The sequence below is a fragment of the Leifsonia sp. Ger2509 genome, assembly GCF_055231915.1.
Genome location: NZ_JBUYVB010000003.1, coordinates 1,187,022 through 1,213,647, shown reverse-complemented (window position 1 = coordinate 1,213,647; position 26,626 = coordinate 1,187,022). Strand labels below are relative to the sequence as shown.

The 26,626-nt window shown below is 68.0% G+C and carries 25 protein-coding genes and 1 riboswitch; of the genes, 14 read left to right on the top strand and 11 right to left on the bottom strand.

Annotated elements, in window-relative coordinates:
* Positions 1 to 48: 48 nt before the first annotated feature.
* Positions 49 to 750: an IclR family transcriptional regulator gene (locus tag ACV7NN_RS06090; protein WP_463348683.1), complete on the bottom strand. Its 702-nt coding sequence runs from the start codon at positions 748 to 750 to the stop codon at positions 49 to 51.
* 94 nt (positions 751 to 844) lie between these two features.
* On the opposite strand from ACV7NN_RS06090, the gene ACV7NN_RS06085 reads away from it, so the two are divergent.
* The 5 genes from ACV7NN_RS06085 to ACV7NN_RS06065 all read left to right on the top strand — a co-directional run bounded on the left by ACV7NN_RS06085 (position 845) and on the right by ACV7NN_RS06065 (position 6,555).
* Entirely contained in the window at positions 845 to 1,399 is a 555-nt protein-coding gene (locus ACV7NN_RS06085) for a flavin reductase family protein (RefSeq protein WP_463348682.1), read from the top strand.
* 56 nt (positions 1,400 to 1,455) lie between these two features.
* The gene (gene hpaB, locus ACV7NN_RS06080; protein WP_463348681.1) at positions 1,456 to 2,910 is read left to right on the top strand and encodes a 4-hydroxyphenylacetate 3-monooxygenase, oxygenase component; all 1,455 of its coding nucleotides are present in this window, start codon (positions 1,456 to 1,458) and stop codon (positions 2,908 to 2,910) included.
* A gap of 138 nt (positions 2,911 to 3,048) precedes the next feature.
* Positions 3,049 to 4,524, top strand: coding sequence for an NAD-dependent succinate-semialdehyde dehydrogenase (locus ACV7NN_RS06075; protein ID WP_463351246.1), 1,476 nt, complete (start codon positions 3,049 to 3,051; stop codon positions 4,522 to 4,524).
* 22 nt (positions 4,525 to 4,546) lie between these two features.
* On the top strand, positions 4,547 to 5,731 hold the full coding sequence (locus ACV7NN_RS06070) for a thiolase family protein (protein WP_463348680.1): 1,185 nt from the start codon (positions 4,547 to 4,549) through the stop codon (positions 5,729 to 5,731).
* A gap of 62 nt (positions 5,732 to 5,793) precedes the next feature.
* Complete coding sequence (locus tag ACV7NN_RS06065; RefSeq protein WP_463348679.1) at positions 5,794 to 6,555, top strand: 3-hydroxyacyl-CoA dehydrogenase; 762 nt, start codon at positions 5,794 to 5,796, stop codon at positions 6,553 to 6,555.
* A 221-nt stretch (positions 6,556 to 6,776) separates the two neighbouring features.
* Here the strand turns inward: ACV7NN_RS06065 and ACV7NN_RS06060 are convergent, their stop codons facing one another.
* On the bottom strand, positions 6,777 to 8,219 hold the full coding sequence (locus ACV7NN_RS06060; protein WP_463348678.1) for a helix-turn-helix domain-containing protein: 1,443 nt from the start codon (positions 8,217 to 8,219) through the stop codon (positions 6,777 to 6,779).
* Positions 8,220 to 8,332: 113 nt separating this feature from the next.
* Between ACV7NN_RS06060 and ACV7NN_RS06055 the strand changes: the two genes are divergently transcribed.
* Complete coding sequence (locus tag ACV7NN_RS06055) at positions 8,333 to 10,183, top strand: phosphoenolpyruvate carboxykinase (GTP) (protein WP_463348677.1); 1,851 nt, start codon at positions 8,333 to 8,335, stop codon at positions 10,181 to 10,183.
* Between the two features lie 105 nt (positions 10,184 to 10,288).
* Here ACV7NN_RS06055 and ACV7NN_RS06050 read toward each other — a convergent pair whose 3' ends face one another.
* Entirely contained in the window at positions 10,289 to 12,271 is a 1,983-nt protein-coding gene (locus ACV7NN_RS06050) for an ABC transporter ATP-binding protein (RefSeq protein WP_463348676.1), read from the bottom strand.
* Positions 12,272 to 12,402: 131 nt separating this feature from the next.
* Between ACV7NN_RS06050 and ACV7NN_RS06045 the strand changes: the two genes are divergently transcribed.
* Genes ACV7NN_RS06045 through ACV7NN_RS06030 form a run of 4 tightly spaced genes read left to right on the top strand, consistent with a single transcriptional unit; the run spans position 12,403 to position 15,723 of the window.
* Positions 12,403 to 13,074, top strand: coding sequence for a GAP family protein (locus ACV7NN_RS06045; protein WP_463348675.1), 672 nt, complete (start codon positions 12,403 to 12,405; stop codon positions 13,072 to 13,074).
* Positions 13,075 to 13,127: 53 nt separating this feature from the next.
* The gene (locus ACV7NN_RS06040; protein WP_463348674.1) at positions 13,128 to 14,054 is read left to right on the top strand and encodes an ABC transporter ATP-binding protein; all 927 of its coding nucleotides are present in this window, start codon (positions 13,128 to 13,130) and stop codon (positions 14,052 to 14,054) included.
* Positions 14,051 to 14,896 carry an ABC transporter permease gene (locus tag ACV7NN_RS06035; RefSeq protein WP_463348673.1) on the top strand — a complete coding sequence of 282 codons (846 nt, stop codon included), beginning with the start codon at positions 14,051 to 14,053 and terminating at the stop codon, positions 14,894 to 14,896. The genes ACV7NN_RS06040 and ACV7NN_RS06035 overlap by 4 nt, the downstream gene beginning before the upstream one ends.
* The gene (locus tag ACV7NN_RS06030; protein ID WP_463348672.1) at positions 14,893 to 15,723 is read left to right on the top strand and encodes an ABC transporter permease; all 831 of its coding nucleotides are present in this window, start codon (positions 14,893 to 14,895) and stop codon (positions 15,721 to 15,723) included. Before ACV7NN_RS06035 ends, ACV7NN_RS06030 begins: the two co-directional genes overlap by 4 nt.
* Here the strand turns inward: ACV7NN_RS06030 and ACV7NN_RS06025 are convergent.
* Genes ACV7NN_RS06025 through ACV7NN_RS06015 form a run of 3 tightly spaced genes read right to left on the bottom strand, consistent with a single transcriptional unit; the run spans position 15,686 to position 16,856 of the window.
* The gene (locus tag ACV7NN_RS06025; protein ID WP_463348671.1) at positions 15,686 to 16,006 is read right to left on the bottom strand and encodes a hypothetical protein; all 321 of its coding nucleotides are present in this window, start codon (positions 16,004 to 16,006) and stop codon (positions 15,686 to 15,688) included. The two genes, ACV7NN_RS06030 and ACV7NN_RS06025, sit on opposite strands and share 38 nt — an antisense overlap.
* Positions 16,006 to 16,500, bottom strand: coding sequence for an SRPBCC domain-containing protein (locus tag ACV7NN_RS06020; RefSeq protein ID WP_463348670.1), 495 nt, complete (start codon positions 16,498 to 16,500; stop codon positions 16,006 to 16,008). The genes ACV7NN_RS06025 and ACV7NN_RS06020 overlap by 1 nt, the downstream gene beginning before the upstream one ends.
* Complete coding sequence (locus ACV7NN_RS06015) at positions 16,497 to 16,856, bottom strand: ArsR/SmtB family transcription factor (RefSeq protein ID WP_463348669.1); 360 nt, start codon at positions 16,854 to 16,856, stop codon at positions 16,497 to 16,499. Before ACV7NN_RS06015 ends, ACV7NN_RS06020 begins: the two co-directional genes overlap by 4 nt.
* 56 nt (positions 16,857 to 16,912) lie before the next feature.
* Here ACV7NN_RS06015 and ACV7NN_RS06010 point away from each other — a divergent pair, with 56 nt between their 5' ends.
* Positions 16,913 to 17,383, top strand: a complete 471-nt coding sequence (locus ACV7NN_RS06010) for a DUF2269 family protein (protein ID WP_463348668.1) — start codon at positions 16,913 to 16,915, stop codon at positions 17,381 to 17,383.
* Between the two features lie 97 nt (positions 17,384 to 17,480).
* Here ACV7NN_RS06010 and ribH read toward each other — a convergent pair whose 3' ends face one another.
* The 5 genes from ribH to ACV7NN_RS05985 form a co-directional block, all read right to left on the bottom strand.
* Positions 17,481 to 17,957 carry a 6,7-dimethyl-8-ribityllumazine synthase gene (ribH, locus tag ACV7NN_RS06005; RefSeq protein ID WP_463348667.1) on the bottom strand — a complete coding sequence of 159 codons (477 nt, stop codon included), beginning with the start codon at positions 17,955 to 17,957 and terminating at the stop codon, positions 17,481 to 17,483.
* Positions 17,954 to 19,240: a GTP cyclohydrolase II gene (gene ribA, locus ACV7NN_RS06000; RefSeq protein WP_463348666.1), complete on the bottom strand. Its 1,287-nt coding sequence runs from the start codon at positions 19,238 to 19,240 to the stop codon at positions 17,954 to 17,956. Before ribA ends, ribH begins: the two co-directional genes overlap by 4 nt.
* Positions 19,237 to 19,890: a riboflavin synthase gene (locus ACV7NN_RS05995; protein WP_463348665.1), complete on the bottom strand. Its 654-nt coding sequence runs from the start codon at positions 19,888 to 19,890 to the stop codon at positions 19,237 to 19,239. Before ACV7NN_RS05995 ends, ribA begins: the two co-directional genes overlap by 4 nt.
* Positions 19,890 to 20,939 carry a bifunctional diaminohydroxyphosphoribosylaminopyrimidine deaminase/5-amino-6-(5-phosphoribosylamino)uracil reductase RibD gene (ribD, locus tag ACV7NN_RS05990; RefSeq protein ID WP_463348664.1) on the bottom strand — a complete coding sequence of 350 codons (1,050 nt, stop codon included), beginning with the start codon at positions 20,937 to 20,939 and terminating at the stop codon, positions 19,890 to 19,892. The genes ACV7NN_RS05995 and ribD overlap by 1 nt, the downstream gene beginning before the upstream one ends.
* Before the next feature lie 88 nt (positions 20,940 to 21,027).
* A riboswitch (FMN riboswitch) is annotated at positions 21,028 to 21,190 on the bottom strand.
* Between the two features lie 88 nt (positions 21,191 to 21,278).
* A complete protein-coding gene (locus ACV7NN_RS05985; RefSeq protein ID WP_463348663.1) occupies positions 21,279 to 22,259 on the bottom strand; it encodes a sugar-binding transcriptional regulator in 981 nt (326 codons plus the stop codon).
* Positions 22,260 to 22,375: 116 nt separating this feature from the next.
* Here ACV7NN_RS05985 and ACV7NN_RS05980 point away from each other — a divergent pair, with 116 nt between their 5' ends.
* The 3 genes from ACV7NN_RS05980 (at position 22,376) to glpK (ending at position 26,620) form a co-directional block, all read left to right on the top strand.
* On the top strand, positions 22,376 to 24,121 hold the full coding sequence (locus ACV7NN_RS05980) for a glycerol-3-phosphate dehydrogenase/oxidase (protein ID WP_463348662.1): 1,746 nt from the start codon (positions 22,376 to 22,378) through the stop codon (positions 24,119 to 24,121).
* Between the two features lie 177 nt (positions 24,122 to 24,298).
* Positions 24,299 to 25,024, top strand: coding sequence for an MIP/aquaporin family protein (locus ACV7NN_RS05975; protein WP_463351245.1), 726 nt, complete (start codon positions 24,299 to 24,301; stop codon positions 25,022 to 25,024).
* An 81-nt stretch (positions 25,025 to 25,105) separates the two neighbouring features.
* Positions 25,106 to 26,620, top strand: a complete 1,515-nt coding sequence (glpK, locus tag ACV7NN_RS05970; protein ID WP_463348661.1) for a glycerol kinase GlpK — start codon at positions 25,106 to 25,108, stop codon at positions 26,618 to 26,620.
* Positions 26,621 to 26,626: the final 6 nt, after the last annotated feature.

Here is a 26,626-nt window from a genome sequence, read left to right as displayed (position 1 = left end):
ATATACGATCTCGGGGCCAGGCGCCAGAGTGGTCGTGCCGCTGGACCCTCAGGTCAATTCGCGGGCCACGGCTTCGGCGGCGAGCCGCAGGCGTGCTCCGATCGTCTCCACGTCTCGGCCGTTCGCGACGTAGACGACGGCGACGGCCGCGGGCGCCTGGCCGGGAACGGTGAGCGCCACAGCGACGGATGCGAGTCCGGGGATGACCTCGTCATGGCTCGTCGCGAAGCCGCGCTCGCGAGCCAGCGCTGCTTCGGCCCGTGGATGCTCGGATCCGAGGGCACGCCACTGCGCTTCGGTGAGGTCGGCCTGGATGGCGATGCCCGGTGCCCCGGATGCGAGCGGGTGCCGCGTGCCGGGCCGCTGCGCCACCGCAGCGTGCGCGTGGGTCGGCTCGACGCTCACGAGTGTGACGACATCGTGCCGGTCGAGGACAGTCAGGAAGGCGGTCATGCCCAGCTCGTTCGCTACCGCCGTGAGGGCGGGAAGTGCCGCCGACTGGAGGTCGTGGGCGACGGAGCGGGCGAGCGCGGCCATCCGCGGGCCGAGCTGCACGGCCCCCGCCTGGTCCCTGACGACGAGCCCGTGGTCTTCGAGCGTCCGGAGGATGCGGTAGGCGATGGAGCGGTGGACGCCGAGCGCCGTCGCCAGCTCGGCGATCGTCAGCGGCCGGTCCGCCTCGGCCAGGATCTCGAGCACCCGGATGCCCCGCGACAGCGTCTGCGAGTGCGGCTGGTCTTGTGCATCCATGCCGTTCAGCCTAGTGTTCTTTATAAGAACCACGCGTTCGAATATCGAACGACACACCCACCCACGGCATGGTTGCCGGAGGGAGGCCCGCATCATGATCGCCTCAGCGCCGCAGCGAGGCGCTTTCGGGCCGGAGTCCAGGCTGTACCGGCCACCGCAGCACTTCTTCCGGGGGAGCCTCGGCCGGTTCGCGACCGGAGTCGCTGTCGTCACCTTCGAGGGTCCGCCGACGTCAGCCGGTCGGGGCACCCGCCACGGTATCACCGTGAACTCCTTCACTTCCGTCTCGATGGAACCACCGCTCGTGCTGGTCGGCATCGCCCGGGCCGCCCGGGCACACGACGAGCTCGCTAACCGCCCGTTCACGGTGAACGTGCTCGGCGCGGAGCAGGAGAAGATCGCAATCCACTTCTCCGGCCACCCGGGCGACGAGCCGGTCTGGGTCGAAGGCGGGCTCGCGCCACGGCTCGCCGGCGTGCTGTCGTACTTCGAGTGCGCGCCCTGGGCTGCGTACGACGGCGGCGACCACACGCTCTACCTCGGCGAGGTGAAGGACTTCGACTACCGCACCGGTGACGCCCTCGGGTTCGTCAACGGACGCTTCACCGCCATCCCCGAATACCTGCTCGGCGTCGAGGACCTGCTCTAGACGCTTCCGTACCATCCGCTCGCGATCCGCCCATCCACTCACAAGGAGTCGACCTCATGGGAATCCGCACCGGCCAGCAGTACCTCGACAAACTCAACGCCATGCGACCGCACCTGACCATCGACGGCGAGGTGGTCAGCGAGAACGTGGCCGAACATCCCGCGTTCCGCAATGTCGCACGCACCTACGCGAAGCTCTTCGACATGCAGCACGACCCCGCGTACCAGGAGGCACTCACCTACGTCTCGCCCTCGAGCGGAGACCGCGTGGGTGCCTCGTTCCTCGTGCCGCGCACGCTCGCCGACCTCGAGCACCGCAGGGCCGCCACGCAGACCTGGGCGGAGTACACGAACGGCTTCCTCGGCCGGACGGGCGACTACATGAACAGCGCCCTGACGGCGCTGTCGGCGGCCGACATGTGGTTCTCGCAAGCCGACCCGAGGTACGGCGAGAACATCCGCACCTACTACGAGTACGCCCGCGAGAACGACCTGCTCGCGACCCACACGCTCATCCCGCCCCAGGTGAACCGCTCCGTGTCCGGCAGCGAACAGCTGGGCGGGCAGCTCTCGGCGCGCATCGTCGAGGAACGGCCGGACGGGATCGTCATCCGCGGCGCGCGAATGCTGGCCACGATCGCCCCGATCGCCGACGAACTGCTGGTGTTCCCGTCGACGGTGCTGCGCGGGACCCCGGAGGACGCGCCGTACTCGTACGCGTTCGCGATCCAGAACGACGCCCCAGGCCTGCGGTACCTGTGCCGCACCTCCCTCCACAACGGCGGGAGCGTGTTCGACGAGCCGCTCGCGGCCCGCTTCGAGGAGATGGACGCTGTCGCGATCTTCGACAACGTGTTCGTGCCCAACGAGCGCATCTTCATGCTCGGCCACCCGGAGCTGTGCAACAACTTCTACGCGGAGACCGGTGCCGCAGCCCTGATGACGCACCAGGTCGTGACGCGCACGATCGCGAAGAGCGAGTTCTTCCTCGGGCTGGCCAGCGAGATCGCGGCGTCGATCGGCATCGACGGGTTCCAGCACATCCAGGAGCAGCTGGCCGAGCTGGTCCTCGACGTCGAGATCGGCAAGGCGCTGATGCGCGCGGCAGAGGTGGATGCTGCGGTCAACGAGTACGGGATGCTCCAGCCGAAATGGAGCACGCTCAACGCGGCCCGCAATTGGTACCCGAAGACGGCGCAGCGCTTTCCGCAGATCATCCGCACGTTTTGCGCGAGCGGGCTCATGGCGCTCCCCGGCGAGGCGGACCTCCACAGCGACGCGCTCGGCGACATCGAACTGTACCTGCAGGGCAAGACGCTCACCGGTCCCGAACGGGTGCGCCTGTTCAAGCTCGCCTACGACGCGTCGATCTCGGGTTTCTCGAGCCGCCAGGCACTGTACGAGTACTTCTTCTTCGGCGACCCGGTTCGCATGGCCGGCGCCCTGGTCAACAGCTACGACCGCGAACCGGCCCGCGCCCGCGTGCGCGAGTTCCTCGCCCGAGACGACTGAGCGACCCTCCGGCCGCCGAGCACAGGAGAATCGGGCCTTCAGCGCATCCAATCACCCGGTTCTCCTGTGCTCGCGCGGTCGGGCGGCCGCGTGGTTATGCTCGAAGGTGGTCGGTCGATGACGAAGGAGCCCGAAGCGATGAGTGAAGCGCGCGAACACGAACTGCTGGCGAAAGTGCCGCACCAGCTCTACATCGGCGGCGAGTGGGTCGACGGGACGAGCGGGCGCGTCATCCATGTCGGTGACCCGGCGACGGATGCGACGATCAAGACGATCGCGGACGCGTCGGTCGACGACGGCCTCCGCGCGCTCGACGCGGCGGTCGAAGCCGCGGATGCGTGGGCGGCGACCGCGCCGCGCGCCCGTGGGGAGATCCTGCGCCGCGCTTTCGACCTGCTGCAGGAGCGGCGCGACGACTTCGCACTGCTCATGACGCTGGAGATGGGCAAGCCGCTGGCCGAGGCCAACGGGGAGGTCACCTATGGTGGCGAGTTCCTGCGCTGGTTCAGCGAGGAGGCGGTGCGGATCGCCGGCCGCTACGGCACGAACCCGGAAGGCACCGGGCGCATGATCGTCTCGCAGCATCCGGTGGGGCCGTGCTTCCTGATCACGCCGTGGAACTTTCCGCTGGCGATGGCGACCCGCAAGATCGCGCCCGCCCTGGCGGCTGGCTGCACCGTCGTCATCAAGCCGGCCGAACTCACCCCGCTCACCACCCTCTATTTCGCGAAGCTCCTCGAAGACTCCAGCCTGCCCGGTGGCGTCGTCAACGTCATTACGACGTCGACGTCCGGGGCGGTCTCGGCTCCGATCATCGCTGACCCGCGGCTGCGCAAGCTGAGCTTCACCGGCTCCACCGAGGTCGGTCGCAGGCTGATCGAGCAGTCCGCGAAGAACGTTCTGCGAACGTCGATGGAGCTGGGCGGCAACGCACCGTTCGTCGTGTTCGACGACGCCGACCTCGACAAGGCGGTCGACGGTGCGATGCTCGCGAAGTTCCGCAATATCGGTGAGGCCTGCACGGCGGCCAACCGCTTCATCGTGCACGACGCGGTCGCCGACGAGTTCGCCCGCCGGGTGACGGAGCGGGTCAACCGCTTCCGCGTCGGCCGCGGCACGGAAGACGGGGTCACCATCGGACCCCTCATCAACGAGGACGCGGTCGCCAAAGCCGCGGAGCTCGTCGACGACGCCGTGGCGCGGGGCGCGCGGGTGCTGACCGGCGGCGGCGAGATCGACGGCGACGGAAACTTCTTCGAGCCCACCGTGGTCACCGACGTCGTCGCGGGCAGCAGGATCCTGGCCGAGGAGATCTTCGGCCCTGTGCTCTCCATCGTGCGGTTCACCGACGAGGACGAGGCGATCCGGATGGCGAACGACACGGAGTACGGACTGGTCGGCTATGTCTTCACGAAAGACCTCGCCCGCGGCCAGCGTCTCATCGACAAGCTTCAGACGGGCATGATGGGCCTGAACGTGGGCGTCGTCTCGAACGCCGCCGCGCCGTTCGGCGGTGTCAAGCAGTCCGGCCTCGGGCGCGAAGGCGGCCTGGAGGGCATCCACGAGTACCTGTACACGAAGTACACGCTGACGCCGGACCCGGCGACGGCGTGACGCAGCCGAGGAGTCACCAGCCATGAGCAGCGATGCTGTCATCGTCGACGTCATCCGGACACCCTCCGGGCGCGGCAAGCCCGGGGGCGCGCTGTCCGACGTGCATCCGGCCGACCTGCTCGCGGGCGTGCTCGCGGAGCTCGTGCGCCGCAACGACCTCGACCCGGCGCTCGTCGACGACGTGATCGGCGGATGCGTGACCCAGATCGGCGAGCAGTCGACGAACATCACGCGCACGGCCGTGCTGAGCGCCGGATTCCCGGACTCGGTTCCTGCGGTGACCGTCGATCGCCAGTGCGGGTCCAGCCAGCAGGCGGCGGCCTTCGCCGCGCAAGGCGTGCTCGCCGGGGCGTACGACATCGTCATCGCGTGCGGTGTCGAGTCGATGAGCCGCACGCCGATGCTGTCGAACCAGGCGGGCAGGTCGACGGCAGGCGCCCTGCTCGGGCACCGCTATCCGGAGGGGCTCGTCAACCAGGGCGTGTCTGCAGAGCTGATCGCTGCACGGTGGGGGTTCGGCCGGGAGGAACTGGATGCGTTCTCGGCGCGCTCGCACGCACGCGCGGCGGCGGCCGCCGCATCCGGAGCCTTCGACAGCGAGCTGGTCGCCGTCGGCACGCCGGACAGCGGCGCCGTGGTCGCGGACGAGACGATCCGCGCATCCACGACGGCCGAAGCGCTCGCGGGGCTGGCGCCGTCGTTCCGCACGGACGAGCTCGCGGCACGATACCCCGAGCTCGACTGGCGGATCACGCCGGGCAACTCGTCGCCCCTGACCGACGGGGCGTCGGCCGCCCTCATCATGAGCGCCGAGACGGCCGAGCGACTGGGCCTGCGCCCACGGGCGCGCTTCCACTCGTTCGGGGTCGCCGGCAGCGACCCGCTGCTGATGCTCACCGGCATCATCCCGGCGACCGAGAAGGTCCTCGCGCGCACCGGGCTCTCGATCGACGACATCGACGCGTACGAGGTCAACGAGGCGTTCGCTCCCATCCCGCTGCTCTGGCAGCGCGAATTCGAGGCGGACGACGCGCGCCTCAACCCCCTTGGGGGAGCGATCGCGCTCGGCCATGCCCTCGGATCGTCTGGCACGCGCCTGCTGGCCACCCTGGTGAACCAGCTCGAAGCCACCCGTGGTCGATTCGGCCTGCAGACGATGTGCGAAGGCGGCGGGACCGCCAACGCCACCATCATCGAGCGGCTGTAGCCGCGGGCCATCCGCTCTATCCGTTCCACCTCTTCAGCCTGCAGATCGCGAAAGGACCTCCCATGCAGATCGATGGATGCTCGGCACTCGTCACCGGCGGCGCCTCAGGACTCGGCCACGCCACCGCCCAGGTGCTGACTGCAGCGGGTGCGTCCGTGGTTCTCCTCGACCTCCCGTCGTCGGAGGGCGAGAAAGCGGCGGTCGCGCTCGGGCCCACCGCACGCTTCGTGGCCGCGGACGTCACCGATGAGCAGCAGGTTCAGGCAGCCATCGACGAGGCGGGCCGGCTCGCGCCGCTGCGCATCGTGGTCAACTGCGCGGGCATCGCCACCCCTGGGAAGGTTCTCGGGCGGGACGGGGTGCTGGCGCTCAGCCAGTTCGAACGGGTGGTGCGGGTCAACCTGATCGGCACCTTCAATGTGATCCGGCTGGCCGCAGCCGCCATGGTGAAGACCGAACCGGCGGGCGAGGAACGCGGGGTCATCGTGAACACCGCCTCGGTCGCGGCCTTCGACGGGCAGATCGGGCAGCCGGCGTATTCGGCGTCCAAGGGGGGCGTCGCGGCGATGACCCTTCCGATCGCGCGGGAGCTGGCGCGGGACCTCGTCCGGGTCATGACGATCGCGCCAGGGATCTTCGAGACGCCGATGATGGCCGGCCTGCCGCAGGCGGCGCAGGATTCGCTCGCCGCCCAGGTCCCGCATCCCTCGCGCCTCGGCAGACCCGCGGAGTACGCCGCGCTGGTGCGCCACATCGTCGAGAATCCGATGCTGAACGGCGAGGTCATCCGCCTCGACGGTGCCATCCGCATGCAGCCGAAGTAGCCGCGCGCCCCGACGCAGCCCATCCCCCCGCCGATTGCCCGCCAAACTTTTGGCGACCAACCGGCGTTGCGCCCCGTTTTGTGGCGACCAACCGGCCTGCCACTGGGCCCGGCCCGATTGCTCGCCAAAAGATTGGAGGGCAATCGGGTTCGGCGCCAAAAGATTGGCGAGCGGCCGTCACGCGCATCCCGCGCTGGACGGGCCGCCGCGGGATGCGCCGCCTACTCCGCCGAGTGCGCTTCCAGGAAGGCGTACACCTCGTTGTCGTCGACGCCCGGGAAGCTGCCGGACGGCAGCGGCGACAGGATGTGCGCGTGCAGCCGCGCGCTCGGCCACGCCTTGCCGGCCCACCGGTCCTCCAGATCGTGCGCCGGCCGCTTGCAGCACGACTCGTCGGGGCAGCGCGACACGGCCCGCACTGTCGTCTCACGACCACGGAACCATTTCGCCTCCGCGAACGGCACCCCGACGCTGATGGAGAATCCCCCGGCCGACGTCGACCCCGTCTGCGTCGCGCACCAGTAGGTCCCGGCAGGCGTGTCCGTGTACTGGTAGAGCTCCGTCGTGCGGTTGGTGTGGGTGAACGCACTGCGCGCACTCCACTGGCGGCACACGAGCTGGCCTTCGATCGCGCCGGTCACGTCTGTCGGCAGCGGCAGCCCGTCGTTCTCGTACCCCTTGTAGAGTGCGCCGTCGTCCCCGACCCGGAGGAAGTGGAGGGTCATGTCGAGGTGACTGGTGGCCAGGTTGGTGAGTCTCAGCGCGGCCGCCTCGTGGGTGACGCCGAACGCGTCCCGGAAGTCTTCGACGGCGAGGTCCTTGTCGCGCTTGCGTTCCTGGAGGAACCCGACGGCGGCCTCTCGCGGCATGAGACAGCACGCGGCGAAGTAGTTGATCTCCAGTCGCTGCCGCAGGAAGTCCGCGTAGCTCTCTGGGCGCTCATGCCGGAGCAGCCGGTGCGCCATCGCCTGCAACGCCATCGAGCGCAGGCCGTGACCGCCGGGGATCGACGCGGGCGGCAGGTAGATGCGCCCGTTCGCGAGGTCGGTGACCGACCGTGCCGAGTGCGGCAGGTCGTTGACGTAGATCAGGCGGAGCCCCAGCTGCTCCGCCATCACGCTCACCTCGCGGTGGGTGAGCGCACCGCGCGTGTGCCCGGCGGCGCGCACGCGCTCTTCGGCGAGTTCTTCGATCTCGGGGATGTAGTTGTTCTGCGCGCGCATCCGCTCACGGAGTTCGTTGTTCGCCCTCCGTGCCTCTTCCGGAGTCGCGATCGCCTGGCTTGCCCGCCGAGCGAGCTCGCGGTGCAGTCCGACGAGCGCTTCGAGGGTCTCGGTCGGCGTCCCTTTGGTGGGTTTGATCGGCGGCAGTCCGAGTGAGGCGTACAGCGAGCCGCGTTGTGCCCGCGCGAGTTCGATCTCGAGGGCGGCACGCGTGTTCGGCGCCTCGCTGCTGAGCAGGTCGGCGAGGTCGACGTCGAGCGCTGTCGCGACGGACTGGAGCAGCGAGAGCCGCGGCTCGCGTTTGCCGTTCTCGATCAGGGAGAGCTGGCTTCCCGCGACGCCGGCTTCGGCGCCCAGCTCATCGAGGGTGAGCCCGCGCTGGGTGCGGTAGTGGCGGATGCGGTGGCCGAGGGTCGCGATATCGGCGCTGACGGTGTCCATCTCTTCACACTATCGAAAGAATTGCGATTCTTGCCAATCATTTTCCGGTTGTGGAGGTGATTTTGTAGCTCAGACTGGCAGTGGCGGAAGATTTTTCAGCGAAAGGACACACGATGACGATCACTGAGCTGCCGAGGACCGGGGGAGACACCGGTGGAGATCCCGCCGCTGCGACCACCGACCGGGCTCTTCGCGACTGGGTCGACCGGATCGCGGGCCTCACACAGCCCGACCGGGTCGTCTGGTGCGACGGCTCGATGCGCGAAGCCGACCAGCTGACCAAGCAGCTCGTGGCCGAGGGCAAGTTCATCCGGCTGAACCCCGAATGGCGCCCCAACAGCTTCCTGGCCCGCACCGACGCGAGCGACGTGGCCCGCGTCGAGGACCGCACGTTCATCTGCTCGACCGACCCCGACGACGCCGGCCCGACCAACAACTGGCGCGACCCCGCGCAGATGCGCTCCGAGCTCGACGGCGTCTTCGCCGGAAGCATGCGCGGCCGCACGATGTACGTCGTCCCGTTCTCGATGGGTCCGCTCGGCGGCCCGATCTCGCAGCTCGGCGTCGAGATCACCGATTCGCCCTACGTCGTGGTCAGCATGGGCATCATGACCCGCACGGGACGCCCCGTCCTCGACCTCATCGAGTCGGGAACGCCGTGGGTGGCGACCGTGCACAGCGTCGGCGCACCGCTCATCGACGATGACGGCGTGCGCCACGACGATGTGCTGTGGCCGTGCAACGAGACCAAGTACATCGTGCAGTTCCCCGAGACGCGGGAGGTCTGGTCGTACGGTTCCGGCTACGGCGGCAACGCCCTGCTCGCCAAGAAGTGCTTCGCGCTCCGGATCGCGTCGGTGATGGCACGCGACGAGGGCTGGCTGGCCGAGCACATGCTCATCATCAAGGTCACCGCGCCGGAGGGTCGCGCGTACCACCTGGCCGCAGCGTTCCCGTCGGCGTGCGGCAAGACGAACCTGGCGATGCTGCGTCCGACGATCCCCGGGTGGAAGGTCGAGACCATCGGCGACGACATCGCGTGGCTTCGCCGTGGCCGTGACGGCCGGCTCCGTGCGATCAACCCCGAGGCGGGCTTCTTCGGCGTCGCGCCCGGAACCGGCATCACGACCAACGCGACCGCCGTCGACACCCTGTGGGGCAACACGATCTTCACCAACGTCGCTCTCCGCGACGACGGCGACGTCTGGTGGGAGGGGCTCACCCCCGAACCGCCCCAGCACCTGATCGACTGGGAGGGCAACGACTGGACGCCGGATTCGGGGCGCCCGGCCGCGCATCCGAACTCCCGCTTCACCGTGTCGGCCGCCCAGTGCCCGTCGATCGCCGACGACTGGGATGCGCTCGACGGCGTGCCCATCGACGCGATCCTCTTCGGTGGACGGCGCGCGACGAACGTTCCGCTGGTCGCCCAGGCACGCGACTGGCGCCACGGAGTCTTCATGGGTGCCACGATCTCCTCGGAGAAGACGGCGGCGGCCGAGGGGACGGTCGGCGAGCTCCGCCGCGATCCGTTCGCCATGCTCCCGTTCTGCGGGTACAACATGGCCGACTACTGGGCGCACTGGCTGCACGTCGGCGACCGTCTGGGCTCGGATGCTCCGAAGATCTTCCAGGTGAACTGGTTCCGCAAGGGCGCCGACGGCGAGTTCCTGTGGCCGGGGTTCGGCGAGAACTCCCGGGTGATCGAGTGGATCGTCCGTCGTATCGAGGGCACAGCGGATGCGGTGGACACCCCGATCGGGCGTCTCCCCGTCCCCTCGCAGCTCGATCTCGACGGCCTCGACATCACCGATGACGACCTCGACGCCCTGTTCGAGGTCGACGCGCAGTCCTGGCTCGACGAGTGCGACCTGACCGAGGAGTACTTCGAGCAGTTCGGCGCGCGCGTTCCCGCGGCGCTCCGGGCCGAGCTTGCTTCGCTCCGCTACCACCTCCGCGCCTGACCGCGGCCCCGCTCACGCCACTCGGCGCCGAGCACAGGAAAAGGCACCCCATCCAACGGGAATGGGGCGCCTTTTCCTGTGCTCGGCCGCTGTGCTCGGCCACCTTCAGACGAGCAGTTGGTGCTTGGCGAGGTCCCGGTAGAGGGGTGTCGTCTGCACGAGCTCGGAGTGGGTGCCGGTGCCGACGACCTCGCCGTGATCGATGACGACGATCTGGTCGGAGTCGACCACCGTGGACAGCCGGTGAGCGATCACGACGAGGGTGCGGTCCTCTGCGACAGCGTCGATGGCCTCGCGCATGAGCTGCTCGTTGCGGCCGTCGAGGCTCGAGGTCGACTCGTCGAGCAACAGCACGGGCGGTGCCGCGAGCAGCGCGCGTGCGATGGCGAGCCGTTGGCGTTCCCCGCCGGAGAGCATGATCCCGTCTTCGCCGACCGGCGCTGAGAGGCCGAGCTCGTTGCGCTCGAGAACCTCGGTGAGGTTGACCGCGTGCAGCACGTCGATGCACTCGTCGTCGGTCGCGTCGGGCGCGCCGAGCGTGAGGTTGTCGCGCAGCGAGCCGGCGAGCACCGGCGCGTCCTGTTCGACGTACCCGATCTGCGACCGAAGGGTCGCGCGGTCGAGCGTGCGTACGTCGAGGCCGCCGAAGTTCACGACGCCCTCTGTCGGGTCGTAGAACCGCTCGATCAGGGCGAGGATGGTCGACTTGCCGGCACCGGACGGCCCGACGAGCGCGGTGCGCTTTCCGCGCGGCGCCTCGAAGCTCACGCCGCGGAGCACTCCACCCGGCGGCAGCAGTTCGTCGACACCGTGGTCCAGCGGAAGACCCGCGGCCGCTTCGGCTTCGGCGACGATGTCGACGCCACCCAGCGCCTCCACCGCGTCGCGCCGGGTCTCGTTCCGGCGCGTACGCGCCCGTCCGGATTCCGCATCCGTCTGATCGCGCTCGTCTGGCGCGATCGCCGAGTCGGGGTACGAGAAGCGCACGTCCACGAAGGAGATGGCCGGCGCATCCGGTGCCATCGCCTCGTTGGCAGCACCGACCGTGATCGCCAGTGGTGCGAGTTCGCGGTCGAACTGATCCTCAGCGGGAAGGTCGACGATCTCCTGGATGCGACCCAGCGCTCCGAGTGCGGCGTTCACGGCGGTGACCGCACCGAACGCCTGGCCGAGCGGCAGGATCATCATGAACAGGAACAGGATGAAGGTGACCAGGTTCGCGACCGTGATCGCGCCGCTCGCCACCCGGAAGCCGCCGACGCCGAGCACGACCAGGAAGGAGACCTGCATCGCGATGCCCGCGACCGGGACGACGAGGGCCGAGATCTTCGCGACCTGGATGCCCATCTTCCACGCGCCGACGGCATCCGCGTCGATGGCCGCGATCTCACGGTCGGTCGCGTTGGCCGCCCGGATCGTGCGCACCGAGCTGATCGCACGCTCGACCGACGCCGCGAGGTCGCCGACCTTGGTCTGCGCCCGCTGGCTGGCGACGCGGATGCGGCCCGAGAGCCCGACCACGACGACGATCGACACCGCGATCACCAGCACGGTGAGGCCGAGGAGCACCGGGTCGATGATCGCCATCGCGACGAGTGCGCCGAGGAACGTCAGTGCGCCACCGATCGCCTCGACGAGGCCCTGGGTGAGCACGGCACGCAGCAGCGTCGTGTCCGAGCCGACACGGGAGACCAGGTCGCCGGTCCGGCGGGTGTCGAACTCGCTGATCGGAAGCCGCAGCATCCGCCCCACGAGCCTCCGACGGGAGGAGAGGACGACACCCTCGCCGGTGCGCTGCAGAAGATAGTGCTGGTAGCCGGAGATGAGGCCGGAGACGATAACCAGGATGACGAGCAGCCAGACCAGCGGGCCGAGCGGCTTCTGCGACTCCACGGTGGAGATCACCTGGCCGACCAGAAGCGGCTGTGCGAGGCTCGCCGCGGCGCCGAGGATGCTCAGCACGACGACGACGGACAGGACGCCCTTGTGCTCGAACAGGTAGGGGAGCAGCTGCGTGAACCGGGCCCGGGGTCCTTCGTCTGCTGTCGGACGCCCGAAACGACGGCGTCGGGTGGGTGCGTTGGTCATGTTCTTCTTCGATCGATGTCGGGTCGGATGCGCGGCGAACCGCTACCTTCGACCGTACTTCGTGCTGGCCGCACGTTGTGACCTGCGTGTAGGTTCGCAGGAGAAAGGCAGACCTGATTGGGGTGGGTTGCATGAACGGTGTCATCGGCGAGATCCTTCCGAGCGCTGTCGGGATCGCGATCAGCCCGATCCCGATCATCGCGGCCATCCTCATGCTCCTGTCGCCGCGGGCGAAGGGCACGAGCATCGGCTTCCTGCTCGGCTGGGCGGTCGGGATCATCGTCGCCCTCGTCGCCTTCACGCTGCTGTCGTCGATCATCCCTGCCAGCGATCCGTCGGCGGCGAAGCCGATCGCCGGCTGGATCACGATCATCCTGGGCGTGCTGCTGCTGCTCCTGGCGGTGCAGCAGTGGCGCAAGCGGCCCCACCCCGGCCAGGAGCCGGCGCTGCCGGGCTGGATGAGGTCCATCGACTCGATGAACGCGGGCAAGGGCTTCGGCCTCGGCTTCCTGCTCGCGGCCGTCAACCCCAAGAACCTCCTGCTGGCCATCGCAGGCGGTCTCGCCATCGGCTCGGCGCAGCTCGCGATCGGCCAGACGGTGATCGTTTCCGCCATCTTCGTCCTGATCGCCGCGAGCACCGTGCTCGTGCCCGTCGTCGCGTACCTTGTCGCCTCCAAGCAGATGGCCGCGCCGCTGGAGCGGCTGCGGGTCTGGCTGATCTCCCACAACGCGGCCATCATGGCGACTCTTCTGCTCGTCATCGGCGTCGTCCTCATCGGCAAGGGGATCGCGAACTTCTAGCGAGCGCTGTGGGCCGTCGACGGTGTCGGAGGTCTGGTCTACAGTTGTGCACTGTGCCAACGCCAGTCATCACCGCCTCCAACCTCGTCAAGAAGTACAAGGGCTTTCCGGCCGTCGACGGGATCAGCTTCGAGGTCGCGCCGGGGGAGTCGTTCGGCCTCCTCGGGCCGAACGGTGCAGGCAAGTCGACCACCATGCGCATGGTGGGAGCCGTCTCGGCGCGCACCGAAGGCGATCTCAGCATCCTGGGGCTCGATCCCGACCGGTACGGTCCGGAGATCCGGTCGCAGCTCGGCGTCGTGCCGCAGACCGACAACCTCGACATCGAGCTCCGTGTTCGCGAGAACCTCATCGTGTACGGGCGCTATTTCGGGCTGCCGACCGCCCGGGTGAAGGAGCGGGCCGACGAGTTGCTCGCTTTCGCCCAGCTCGAAGACAAGGCGAAGTCGAAGGTCGATGACCTGTCGGGTGGAATGAAGCGGCGGCTGACCATCGCGCGGGCCCTGATCAACGATCCGCGCATCCTGCTGCTCGACGAGCCGACCACGGGACTCGACCCGCAGGCGCGGCACATCCTCTGGGACCGGCTGTTCCGTCTCAAGGAGCAGGGCACCACGCTCGTGCTCACCACGCACTACATGGACGAAGCCGAACAGCTGTGCGACCGGCTGGTCGTCGTCGACAAGGGCCGCATCATGGCAGAGGGGACGCCGGCAGCACTCATCCGCCAGTACTCCTCGCGCGAAGTGCTCGAGGTGCGGTTCGGGTCGGAGAAGAACGTCGAGGTAGCCGAACAACTCGGCGGCGTCGGTGAGCGCATCGAGGTGCTTCCCGACCGCATCCTCGTCTACAGCTCCGACGGCGAAGCCGAGCTCGTGCGGATCACCGAGCGTGGTCTGCACCCGATCACGAGCCTCGTGCGGCGCTCGAGCCTCGAAGACGTCTTCCTGCGCCTGACCGGCCGGAGCCTGATCGAATGACCGGGACGCTCAGCTCCCTCAGCGACGCGGACAGGGCGCGCCTGGCTGCGGTCCGGCCGCGCCGCTTCGGCGGATGGTATGTCGCGGAGCACCGCTTCCGCGTCATGCGTTCCTACCTGCAGACCGTGCTCGTCACGGGCATCGGCAACCCGTTCCTCTACCTGTTCGCGATGGGTGTCGGTCTCGGCAGCCTCGTCAGCAGCAACCTCGGACCGAACGCGGTCGACGGCGTCAGCTATCTCGAGTTCGTCGCGCCGGCACTCCTGTGCACAGCGGCCGTCACGGTCGCCAGCGAAGAGTTCACCTACCCGATCATGCTCGGCTTCAAGTGGAACCCGACGTTCTTCGGCATGAACTCCGCGCCGATCGTGCCCGGCCAGATCATCGACGGCGTCGTGATCTCCGTGACCGCCCGCCTGGTCGGCACCTCAGTGCTGTACTTCGTGTTCATGCTGCTGTTCGGGGCCGTCCCGTCGCCGATCGGCTTCCTGGCCGTCTTCGTCGCGGTGCTCACCGGCCTCGCGTTCGGTACACCGGTGATGACCTACGTCTCCACGCTCGAGCAGGACACCGGCCAGATCGCCATGCTGATGCGCTTCGTCCTTCTGCCGATGACGCTGTTCTCCGGCACGTTCTTCCCGCTCAGCTCGATGCCCCCGTACCTGCAGTGGATCGGCTGGCTGTCCCCGCTCTGGCACGGCACCGAGCTGGCCCGTATCTTCACTTACGGCGCCGTCGAGCCGATCTGGCTGACCATCGTGCACGTGCTGTACCTCGGAGCCCTGGTCGTCGTCGGATGGATGTGGACCAGGCGCATCGCCGCCCGGAGGCTGAATAAATGAGCTCGACCGACTCCGACCTCATCGCCACCGTGCCGCAACTACGGCCGATGCGCTCCCTCTACGCGGGCAATGCCTCATCGGTGATGCAGCGCGGCTGGACGGCGACCAGGAGCACCAACTGGCTGGTCGTCGTGAGCGGCTTCTTCGAGCCGATCTTCTACCTGCTCTCGCTCGGCATCGGGCTGGGCAGGTTCGTCGGCGAGGTCACGACCGCGAGCGGGCAGTCCATTCCGTATGCGGCATTCATCGCGCCGGCCTTGCTGGCGACGGCCGCGATGAACGGTGCGGTGTACGACTCCACCTGGAACGTCTTCTTCAAGATGCACTTCGCCAAGCTCTACGAAGGGATGCTCTCCACCTCCCTCGGGCCGCTCGACGTCGCTCTCGGTGAGATCCTGCTCGCGCTGCTGCGCGGCGCTCTCTATGCGGTCGGCTTCATGATCGTCATGCAGGTGCTGGGGCTCAACCTCTCGTGGTGGGCACTTCTCGCGCTGCCCGCCGTTCTGCTGATCGCCTTCGGCTTCGCCAGCTTCGGGATGGGCATCACCAGTTACATGAAGACGTTCCAGCAGATGGACTGGATCAACTTCGTCATGCTGCCGATGTTCCTTCTGTCGGCGACCTTCTACCCGATCACTGTGTACCCGGACTGGATCCAGGTCATCATCCGCGCCATGCCGCTCTGGCAGGGTGTCGATCTCGTACGCGGTCTCACGACCGGCGATGTGAACGTCGGGATGCTGCTCCACGTGCTCTACTTCGTCGTGATGATCGCCATCGGGCTCGTCATCACGACCCGTCGGCTGCGCGCTCTCTTCCTCGACTGAGCGCGTCCGACTCGAGGTAGATCGTCTCCGGAGGGGACGCCCACCACACGTCGAACGGGTCGCCCGCGACGGCCGCGAAGATCCTGCCCGCGGCCGCCTCGAACGCTTCGCGCGATTCCCAGATCGCGATGCCGACGAGCCGGTCGCCGTCGATCTCCGCCCAGTCGTCGATGCGGATGAGGCCGGCGCAACCGCGGGCGGCCGCATCCACCCTCCGCATGGATGCGCGGAGCGCCTCGTGATGTTCGGGATGCGGGTGGTGGATGGCGAGGTGGGTGAACATCAGGCGGGCGCACCGACCCCGCGAGCCGCATCCGCGTACCAGCCGAGGAGTTCGTTCCAGCCTTGCTGGTAGCCGCGGTCGTAGCCGTCGCTTCCGTGCCCGACCCGCTCCCAGCCGGAGTGCGCCACGGTGACGAGGGTGCCGTCGTCGACCCGCGCGAACCGGATGTCGACCTGGGTGGAGGTCCCTTCCTCCCAGCCGGCCTCCCGCCAGGTGTATGCCAGGTGCTCGCCGGGAACCCACTCGGTGATCCGGCCGATCTCGAGCGCCTCGTCCCCGGCTTCGTCGTACACCTCGCGGAGGGCGCCGCCCGGACCCGGTTCGAATTCGAGGCGCAGGCCGCGCTCGGAGTCGTTCCAGTAGTGGGTGCCGCGCCGCCACCAGGTGGCGATCTCCTCGGTGAACACCCGGAACGCGGTCGCTTCGTCGACGTGGACGACGATGGATGCGGTCGCCACCGCGCTCGCGTCGCTCTGTGCCTGTTCTTCGGTCATGATGCTTTCCCTTCCTGCGTTCCTGCCGCATCCGCCTGCCGGGCCACTTCGGCCGCGAAGGACTCGAGTTGGTCGCGCCAGAACGCCTGGACCTGGTCGAGCCAGGCGCCGAGGTCGCCGAACGGTTCGCGGCGGAGGCGGTACAGCTTGACCCGGGCGTCGTCGTCGACCCGGGTCTCTTCGATGAGGCCGGCCTTGCGCAGGACGCGCAGGTGCCGGCTGATGGTCGGTGCAGCGACGGGAAAGGCGTCGGCCACGGCTCCGGCGCGCATCGGCTCCTGCACGAGGAGTTCGACGATGCGCCGGCGGGTCGGGTCGGCGAGGGCATCCCACGCCGCATCCAATTGTGTAGCCATAGAGATAATATATAGCTGTTCGGCTAATGGAACAAGGGCCTCGCTAGGCTGAAAGCATGGATACTCTGTTTGCCGTTCTCCATGTCGTCGGGGCCGTCTTCATCGTCGGCCCCATGGCGATTCTTCCGATGAGCGCCATGCGCGCCGTGCGCGCGGGCAACTCCGCCCAGGTCGCCACGCTCGCGAAGTCGACCAACCTCTTCGCGCTGCTGTCGCTGATCGTCTTCCTTCTCGGATTCGCCCTCGTCGGCATGGCGGACCCGAAGTACGACCTCTCGGTGGGGACGCCGTGGGTGCTCTGGTCGATCGTGCTCTACATCGTCGCGCTGGGACTCACGCTCTTCCTCGTCGTGCCGACCATGCGACGCGCCTCGGAGGCGATCGAACCGTCGCCCGCCCCAGTGGGCGGCTCGCCGGAAGAGGTTGCCGCCCCGTCGCGGGCCGGCTACCCGGCGATCGCGGCCGGCTCCGGCATCGCGTCGCTGCTCCTCGTCGCCGTGGTGGTCCTCATGGTCTGGAAGCCCTGACCGGACGTGAACGCCGCGTGCCCGCCCGCTCGGGCCGTCCCCGCCCGTTCAACCGGGTGGGAATGCGCCGAACGGGCGGGCACACGTCTGCGCGCCGTCAGCGTATGAGGTTCCGCAGCACGACGGCGGTAGCCAGGGCGGCATGCGCTGCCTCAGCGCCCTTGTCCTCCTTCGACCCCGGCAGCCCGGCCCGGTCGATGCCCTGCTGTTCGTCGTCGAGGGTGAGCACGCCGAAGCCTACGGGCTTGCCGGTGTCGAGGGCGACGCGGGTCAGCCCGTCCGTCGCCGCCGAGCTCACGTACTCGAAGTGGGGCGTACCGCCGCGGATGATCACGCCGAGCGCGACCACCGCATCCGCCCCGCTCTCGAGCGCCGTCTTGCTCACCACGGGGAGTTCGAAGCTGCCGGGAACGCGCACGACCGAGTAGGCGGCCCCCGCGTCGGTGAGCACGCGCTCGGCGCCGGCGATCAGGCCGTCGGTGATCTCTTCGTGCCAGGTGCCGGCGACGACGACGACCGAGAGTCCGGTCCCGTCGATCTTCTCCAGGGTCTCCGGTGCTCCGGCTCCGCTCATCGCAGTGTTCCTTCCGCAGACGCCCGCACCGTGTCGGCGAGCTGGCTGTCCGTGATCGAGTGACCCATGCGGTCACGTTTGGTTTCGAGGTAGCTCTCGTTGAACGCGCCGACACCGACGACCAGCGGAACACGCTCGGTCACTTCGATGCCCCGCTCCTCGAGCTGGCGCACCTTCTCGGGGTTGTTCGTCAGCAGGCGCACCGAGTCGATACCGAGGTCCTGCAGGATCGCCGTGGCCGCCCCGTAGTCGCGGGCGTCGATCGGAAGCCCGAGCGCGAGGTTCGCGTCGAGCGTGTCGAGCCCTTCCTCCTGGAGCCGGTAGGCGCGGAGCTTGTTGATCAGGCCGATCCCGCGTCCTTCGTGGCCACGGAGGTAGATCACGACGCCGCCGTCGCGCTGGATGGTCTCCAGCGCCGCGTCCAGCTGGGGCCCGCACTCGCACTTGAGCGAGCCGAACGCCTCGCCGGTCAGGCACTCGGAGTGCACGCGCACCAGTGCGCCGGTGGACAAGGGATGCCCGGAGACGATGGCGACGTGGTCGGCGCCGGTCATCCGGTCGCGGTAGGCGCGCATCGTGAACGGCCCGTGCTCGGTGGGCACCGTCGTCTCCACCTCGAAGATGACGCGCGACGACTCCGGGATCGGGGTGACGGTTTCCAGCTGCTGGTCGCAGTGGAATTCCTGCAGATAGGCGATCAGCGCCTCGATGGTGATGACGAGCACGCCGTCGCGTTCTCCGAGCTCGATGAGCCCGGGCAGCCGCATCATCTCGCCGTCGTCTGCGACGATCTCGGCGATCGCGGCGACCGGGGTGAGACCGGCGAGCTTGAGCAGGTCGACCGCGGCCTCGGTGTGACCGTCGCGTTCGCGGACACCGCCGTCCACGGCACGCAGCGGGAGGATGTGGCCGGGGCGGTGCAGGCTCTCGGGAGTGGAGTCGAGGTCGGCGAGAACGCGGAGGGTGTGGGCGCGATCGGCGGCGCTGATCCCGGTGCTGAGCCGGTCGGCAGCGTCCACGCTGACGGTGTAGTTCGTGCCCCTCGCATCCTCGTTGTTGGCGACCATGACCGGCAGCTCGAGCCGGTCGGCGATCTCGTTCGTCATCGGGGCGCAGATGAAGCCGGACGAGTTGCGCACGGTCCACGCGATCCATTCCTGGCTCGCCAGCTCCGCGGCGATGATCACGTCGCCCTCGTTCTCGCGGCTCTCGTTGTCCGCGACGATGACGGGCCGGCCGGCGCGCAGCTCGGTGAGGGCCTGGGGGATGGTGGCGAGACTCATGCGTCACTCCTCGATGTTTCGGTTTCGGTTCCGAGCGCTGGTGCGGCATAGCCGAGGCTCAGCATGCGCTCCACGTGCCGTGCCAGGATGTCTGTTTCGATGTTGACGCGGTCGCCGACGATGCGGTCGCCGAGCGTGGTCGCCTGCAGCGTTTCGGGGATGAGGGACACCTCGAACCAGCCGTCGTCGATTCCGCCGCCGATGGCGCTCACGGTCAGCGAGACGCCGTCGATCGCGATGGACCCCTTGCGCACGACGAGAGCCGCGTGCTCGGGGTCGAGGCTGAACCGGACCACGCGCCACGCGCTGCCGTCGGTGATCGAGAGCACCGTCGCCGTGCCGTCGATGTGTCCCTGCACGATGTGTCCGCCGAGGCGGTCCCCGACCTGGGCCGCCCGCTCGAGGTTCACGCGCCGGCCGGGCTGGACGCCGTCGAGCGTGCTCATCGCGAGCGTCTCGGCCATGACGTCTGCGGTGAAGGACTCGTCGGTCTGGTCGATCACCGTCAGGCAGACGCCGCTCACCGAGATGGAGTCGCCGTGGCGAGCGCCGGTCACGGCGACCGGTCCGCGAACCGTGACGCGCGCTGCGTCGTCCGCCCAGTCGACGGCCGTGATCTCGCCGAGTTCTTCGATGATGCCCGTGAACATTAGTTTCCTTCGCTCGAGGTGGATGCTGAGGCCTCACGCGGCCGCGCGGTGAGAAGCAGGTCGCTGCCGAGCTGCTCGACGGAGGTGATGTCGAGCCGCCGCTGCTCGCCGATGGTGCTGACCCCGATGTCGCCGAGCGCCAGCCGGTCGCCGCCGAGAAGCGACGGGGCGAGGTAGACGAGGTATTCGTCGACGAGTCGCGCAGCTACGAACGCACTGACCAGTGTCGGTCCTCCCTCGACGTACGCGCGCCGGAATCCACGGGCGCGGAGGTCGCGGAGGACCTCTGCGACATCGTGCGTCTGCAGGATGACCGGGGCGTGCGGGTGACGGAACACCGCGGCATCCGATGGGATGCTCCTGGTGCCGACAACCACGGGGGTCGGCTGGGAGGCGAGCAGTTCTCCGCCGTCTCCCCGTGCCGTGAGGCTCGGGTCGTCCGCGAGCACCGTGCCCGTGCCGACGATGATCGCATCGGAGGCCTCCCGCTGCTCGTGCACACGCTGACGGGCTGCCGTTCCGGTGATCCACTGGCTCGTTCCGTCGGCCGCCGCGATCCGCCCATCCAGGCTGCTCGCCCACTTGACCGTGACGAACGGCCTGCCGAGCCTGGCGGCCGTGAGCCAGTCGGCGAGGAACTCCTGCACGGCGTCCGCGAGCACTCCGCCGACGACGTCGACGCCGGCGGCTCGCAGCCGGGCCGCCCCGCCTCCGGAGGCGTGGCCGGGATCGCTCACCGCGTACACCACGCGTGCGATGCCGGCTTCGATGAGGGCGACCGAACAGGGACCGGTGTGACCGGTGTGGTTGCACGGCTCGAGGGTGACCACGGCCGTGGCGCCGCGCGCCGCTCCGTGCGTCAGCTTGCTGAGTGCATCCACTTCGGCGTGCGCGGTGCCGACGCCACGGTGCCAGCCTTCGGCGAGTGTCGAGCCGTCGCCGCCCACGATCACGCAGCCGACTCGCGGATTGATACCGGATGCGGGCCCGTTGTGCGCAAGCGCGAGCGCGCGCGACATCGCCGCTTCGTAGCCGCCTGGCTCGGGCATCCGGATCCCATCTCTCGCTCTCGAGACACTCCGGGGGTGATGACGTCGAACGGCACCGTCACAGGGGACCCGCTCGCGCGGTCCTCTGCTCGTGCTGCCTCCCATCCGGACTGAGGTCCACACGATCGCTCGTGCGAAACCATTACCGTCGGTGCCGGAATTCCACCGGCTCAGCAGGAGGACGACTGGTCGTCTTCCCGCTCGCGGACTATCACCGCCGGTTCGGACTTTCACCGACCCCGGAGCACGTTTTCTGCTTCTGAGTGTAGATCAACGCAGGAGGGGGCCCACTATTCCCGCCTTCCGCCGCAATGCAGTCGATCGCGTGCCGAGTCCGGCTCACGCCTCCGTCGACGCGACGAGAGCCCTGGCCGTGCCTTCGTCGACGATCAGGTCGGTGATCAGCTCGGCCGCGAGCGCCCCGCGGAGGCTGTGGACCTTCGATGGGCCGGACACGACGCACACGCGCCGGGGGACCTGCCTGATCAGGTCGATGTCCGGGCCGCTCGCGCGCTCGTTCAGCGGGATGCCGTGGTGGCTCCCGTCTTCGCGGAAGAACACCGTTGCGACGTCCCCGACCACGCCGGATTCGTTGAGCGACGCATAGTCCGCCGCCTCGAGGTAGCCCCCGGCATAGACGTGCGAGCGGACCTCTGAGAAGGGCGATCCGAGCCCGAAGATGGCGACCTCCATCCGGCTCTGGATGTCGAGGATGCGCCGGGTACTCCGCTCACGCCACATGGCCTCCTTGGTCAGCGGGTCGTCGAAGAGCGCGGGCACCGGGAACTCCTGGATCGTGCCGGCGAACGTGTCGCCGAACCGCCGCAGGATCTCGCTCGCATAGAGCACGCCGGTGGTGTTCGTGTTGCCTGCGCCGTTGAGCTGGACGAACTCGAGGTTGTGCAGGTCCTTCGGAATCAGGTGCCGGCTGAGGGCGCTGATCGTGGAGCCCCAGGCGATCCCGACGGTCATATTCGAGTCGATGAAGCGATCGAGAATTCGTGCAGCGGAGATGGCGACGCGCTCAAGCCGATCGACCTCGCTGATGTTCGCGGGGACGGGGACGATGTGCGCCGCGATGCCGTACCGCTCATGGATGTCCTGCTGCGTCCGGGAGGCGCCTTCGTTGGGCGTCGCGATCTGGATCGTGACGAGACCGGATGCCCGAGCATAGCTGAGAAGCCGGGAAACGCTGGACCGCGACGTGTGCATCTCGTGCGCGATCGCATCCATCGTGAGGTCCTGCATGTAGTACAGGTGCCCGGCTTTGAGGGCGTCCCTGACCTTCTCCGGCAGGTCCTCCGTCTCGGGTCGAGCCATCGGTTCCTCCTGTGCACGTATGTGCAGTCCGCTTGAACAATCTTCTCAGACTTCCCAGACTATAGGTGCGCACACCGGTCGGCGTGCACCCGGCACAGGAAACACAGGTAGGAACAGTGGCCACGCAGTCTGGAGCGACAAGCGAAGTACGGAGCGACGTCGAGAGCATCCGCGAGCGTCCCGCGGCGCAGGTGCTCGTCATCGGCGGCGGCATCAACGGGCTCGGAACGTTCCGCGATCTCGCCCTCCAGGGTGTCGATGTGGTGCTGGTGGAGCGCAACGACTACGCCTCCGGAGCGTCCGCAGCATCGAGTCACATGATCCACGGTGGTATCCGGTACCTCGAGAACGGGGAGTTCCGTCTCGTCCGTGAATCGGTGACCGAGCGAAACGGACTGCTCAGGATCGCGCCGCATTACGTGAAGCCGCTGAAGACGACCATCCCCATCTTCTCGACGTTCTCGGGCATCCTGGCCGCTCCCCTGCGGTTCCTCACCCACAAGCAGGGCTCGACGAAAGAGCGCGGCGCCTTCCTGATCAAGACGGGCCTGGCGCTCTACGACGCGTTCTCGCGAGACGGCGGCTCCGTGCCCCGTCACCAGTTCGCCGGGCGCTCCTCCTCGCTCCGCACGCAGCCCGAGCTCAACCCGAACCTCAAGTACACCGCGACCTACTTCGATGCCTCGGTCCACGATCCGGAGCGGCTCGCCCTCGACGTGCTGGACGACGGCCGGGCAGCGAGTCCCCGCGCGCGTTCCGCGAACTACGTGGAGGCGATCGGCACCCGGGACGGCGGTGTGCTCGTTCGCGATCGCGTCTCCGGAGCCGAGTTCGTGATCACGGCCGAGGTCGTGGTGAACGCCTCCGGTCCGTGGACCGACCTCACGAATCAGGCACTGGGGCAGCCCACGGAGTACATGGGCGGCACGAAGGGCTCCCACATCGTTCTCGACAACCCGGCCCTCCTCGACGCATGCAAGGGCCGCGAGATGTTCTTCGAGAACGACGACGGCCGGATCGTGCTGATCTACCCCCTGAAGGGCAAGGTCATGGTCGGCACCACCGACCTCGAAGCCGACATGTCCGTCCCTGCCGTCTGCACCGAGGACGAGATCGACTACTTCATCGAGTTGGTCGCGCACGTTTTCCCAGACATCGCGGTCGAACGGTCGCAGATCGTCTACACCTTCTCCGGGGTGCGCCCGCTGCCGCACCACGACGACACCCAGCCTGGATTCGTCTCGCGCGATTACCGCATCGTGCCAGGGACGCTTCCCGGACTCGGCGGCACGACGGTGCTCAGCCTGGTCGGCGGAAAGTGGACGACGTTCCGTGCCCTCAGCGAGCACCTCAGCGACAAGGTGCTCGCGGCTGTCGGTGTCGATCGGACCGTGCACACTGCGGGCCTCGCCATCGGTGGAGGAGTGGGATTCCCGGCCACGGAGGCCGCACGACGCGACTGGATCGCCCGCTATGGAGCAGATATCGGAACGGAACGCGCCGAGAGACTGCTCGACCGGTATGGAACCAAGGCGAAGGCCGTCATCGAGGCCCTTGCGGCCGTCGACGACGCACCTCTTGCGTCGGCTCCGTCGTACAGCACCGGCGAGCTCGCGCACATCATTCGCACCGAACATGTGGTCCATCTGGCCGACATCTTCCTCCGCCGCACGAGTCTCGCCTTCACAGGTTCAGTGACACGCCCGGTCGTGGCGGAAATCGGCGAAATTGCATCAACTGAGCTCGGATGGTCGCAATCAAGGCGGCGAGAGGAGGAAGATGCGTTTATAGGTGAACTCTCCACCGCACATGGGGTACACCTCGTGACCGGAAACGGGAGTGAGGCTGCTGCCCTCAGATAATGCACGAACGTGCATGGCCCGGTTCTTGTCGAGGACCGGCGGACGCGAATAGCGTTCAGTTGCCACCTCGACAAGCGCCACGAAAAGCGCACCGAGGGTGCGATTCAACTGAAGAACTGGAAGGTCAATGTGGACAATCTCGGCGTAGATTTCTTGTCGGAGATCGCGGGCACTGCGATGCTCGTCCTCCTCGGCACCTCAGTGGTCGCCAACGTAGCCCTGATCAAGACGAAGGGCTACAACGGCGGGTTCCTGATGGTGACCATCGGCTGGGGCCTCGCAGTGTATTCCGGTGTGATCGTCGCCTACAACTCGGGCGCGCACCTGAATCCTGCGGTCACCCTGGGTCTGGTGGCCAATGGCGCGAAGACGTTCGGATCCGCTGCGCTGCACACCCTGGTACCGGTCAATATCGGAACGATCCTGACTTATATCGGCGGCCAGTTCATCGGCGCGATCATCGGTGCTGTCATCACCTGGCTCGCGTATAAGCAGCACTTCGACGAGGAGCCCGAGCCGGCCAACAAGCTCGGTGTGTTCTCGACCGGGCCCGCCATCCGCAACTACGCGTGGAACCTGGTCACGGAGATCATCGGCACCTTCGTGCTGGTCTTCGTCGTGATCGCCTTCGGGCGTCAGGCTCCCGGTGGCGGTCTGGCTGCGCTGGGCGCCCTTCCGGTCGCCCTGCTCGTTATCGCGATCGGCGCCTCGCTCGGTGGTCCGACCGGGTACGCCATCAACCCAGCCCGTGACCTCGGTCCGCGCATCGCTCACTTCTTCCTTCCCATCAGGGGCAAGGGCTCGAGCGACTGGGCCTACTCGTGGGTACCCGTGGTCGGGCCGGTCGTGGGCGGTGTCCTCGCCGGATGGGCCGCCCTGGCCATCCTGCCGATCATCAAGTAAGTCACCTGGAAGAGCGGTGCTCCGGTCCTGCGTTACAGGATCGGAGCCCGCCCGCTCCACCTCACAACAAAGGAGTTACATATGAGCGACTACGTTGTCGCCATCGACCAGGGGACCACCAGTTCCCGGGCGATCATCTTCGACAAGTCGGGCTCGATCGTATCGTCCGGCCAGCTGGAGCACGAGCAGATCTTCCCGCAGGCCGGCTGGGTCGAACACAACCCGGTCGAGATCTGGAACAACGTTCGTGAGGTCATCGGCCAGGCGCTGTCAAAAGCGGACCTCACCCGCCATGACATCGCGGCGGTCGGTATCACCAACCAGCGCGAGACGGCCGTCGTCTGGGACAAGAACACCGGCGAACCCGTCTACAACGCGATTGTCTGGCAGGACACCCGTACCCAGCCCATCGTCGACCGCCTTGCAGCAGACGGCGGAGTCGAGCGTTTCAAGCAGGTCGTCGGGCTGCCGCTCGCGACCTACTTCTCGGGCACCAAGATCGTGTGGATCCTCGAGAACGTCGAGGGCGCACGCGAGCGCGCTGAGGCGGGTGACCTGCTGTTCGGGAACACCGACGCCTGGGTTCTCTGGAACCTGACGGGCGGACCGGACGGCGGCGTGCACGCGACCGACGTGACCAACGCCTCCCGCACCATGTTCATGGACCTGGAGACGCTGACCTGGCGCGACGACATCCTCGACATCTTCGGTGTGCCGAAGTCGATGATGCCCGCGATCAAGGCCTCGTCCGAGGTCTACGGGACCGTCGAGGCGTCGAGCCTCCTGCGCGAGGTGCCCGTCGCGGGTATCCTGGGCGACCAGCAGGCAGCGACCTTCGGCCAGGCCGCGTTCGACGCGGGCGAGTCGAAGAACACCTACGGCACGGGCAACTTCCTCATCTTCAACACGGGGGAGGAGATCGTCCACTCGAAGAACGGTCTGCTCACGACGCTCGGCTACAAGCTGGGCGACGACAAGCCGCACTATGCGCTCGAAGGCTCGATCGCTGTCACAGGCTCACTCGTCCAGTGGCTGCGTGACAACCTCGGGATCATCTCGAGCGCACCGGAGATCGAAGAGCTCGCCAAGACGGTCGACGACAACGGTGGCGCGTACTTCGTCCCCGCATTCTCCGGATTGTTCGCTCCGTACTGGCGATCGGATGCGCGTGGCGCGCTGGTCGGCCTCACCCGGTACGTCAACAAGGGTCACATCGCTCGCGCCGCCCTCGAGGCCACCGCCTTCCAGACGCGCGAGGTGCTCGATGCGGTGAACGCCGATTCCGGTGTCGATCTGACCGAGCTGAAGGTGGACGGCGGCATGATCGCCAACAACACCCTGATGCAGTTCCAGGCGGACATCCTCGGTGTCCCTGTGGTCCGTCCGGTGGTCGCCGAGACCACCGCCCTCGGCGCGGCCTACGCGGCCGGGCTCGCGGTGGGCTTCTGGGAGAACCTGGACGACCTGCGCAAGAACTGGCAGGAGGACAGCCGCTGGACGCCGAAGATGGATGACGCCGAACGCGACCGCCAGCTCCGCCTGTGGAAGAAGGCCGTTACGAAGACCTTCGACTGGGTCGACGCCGACGTGAAGTAGTCCCGC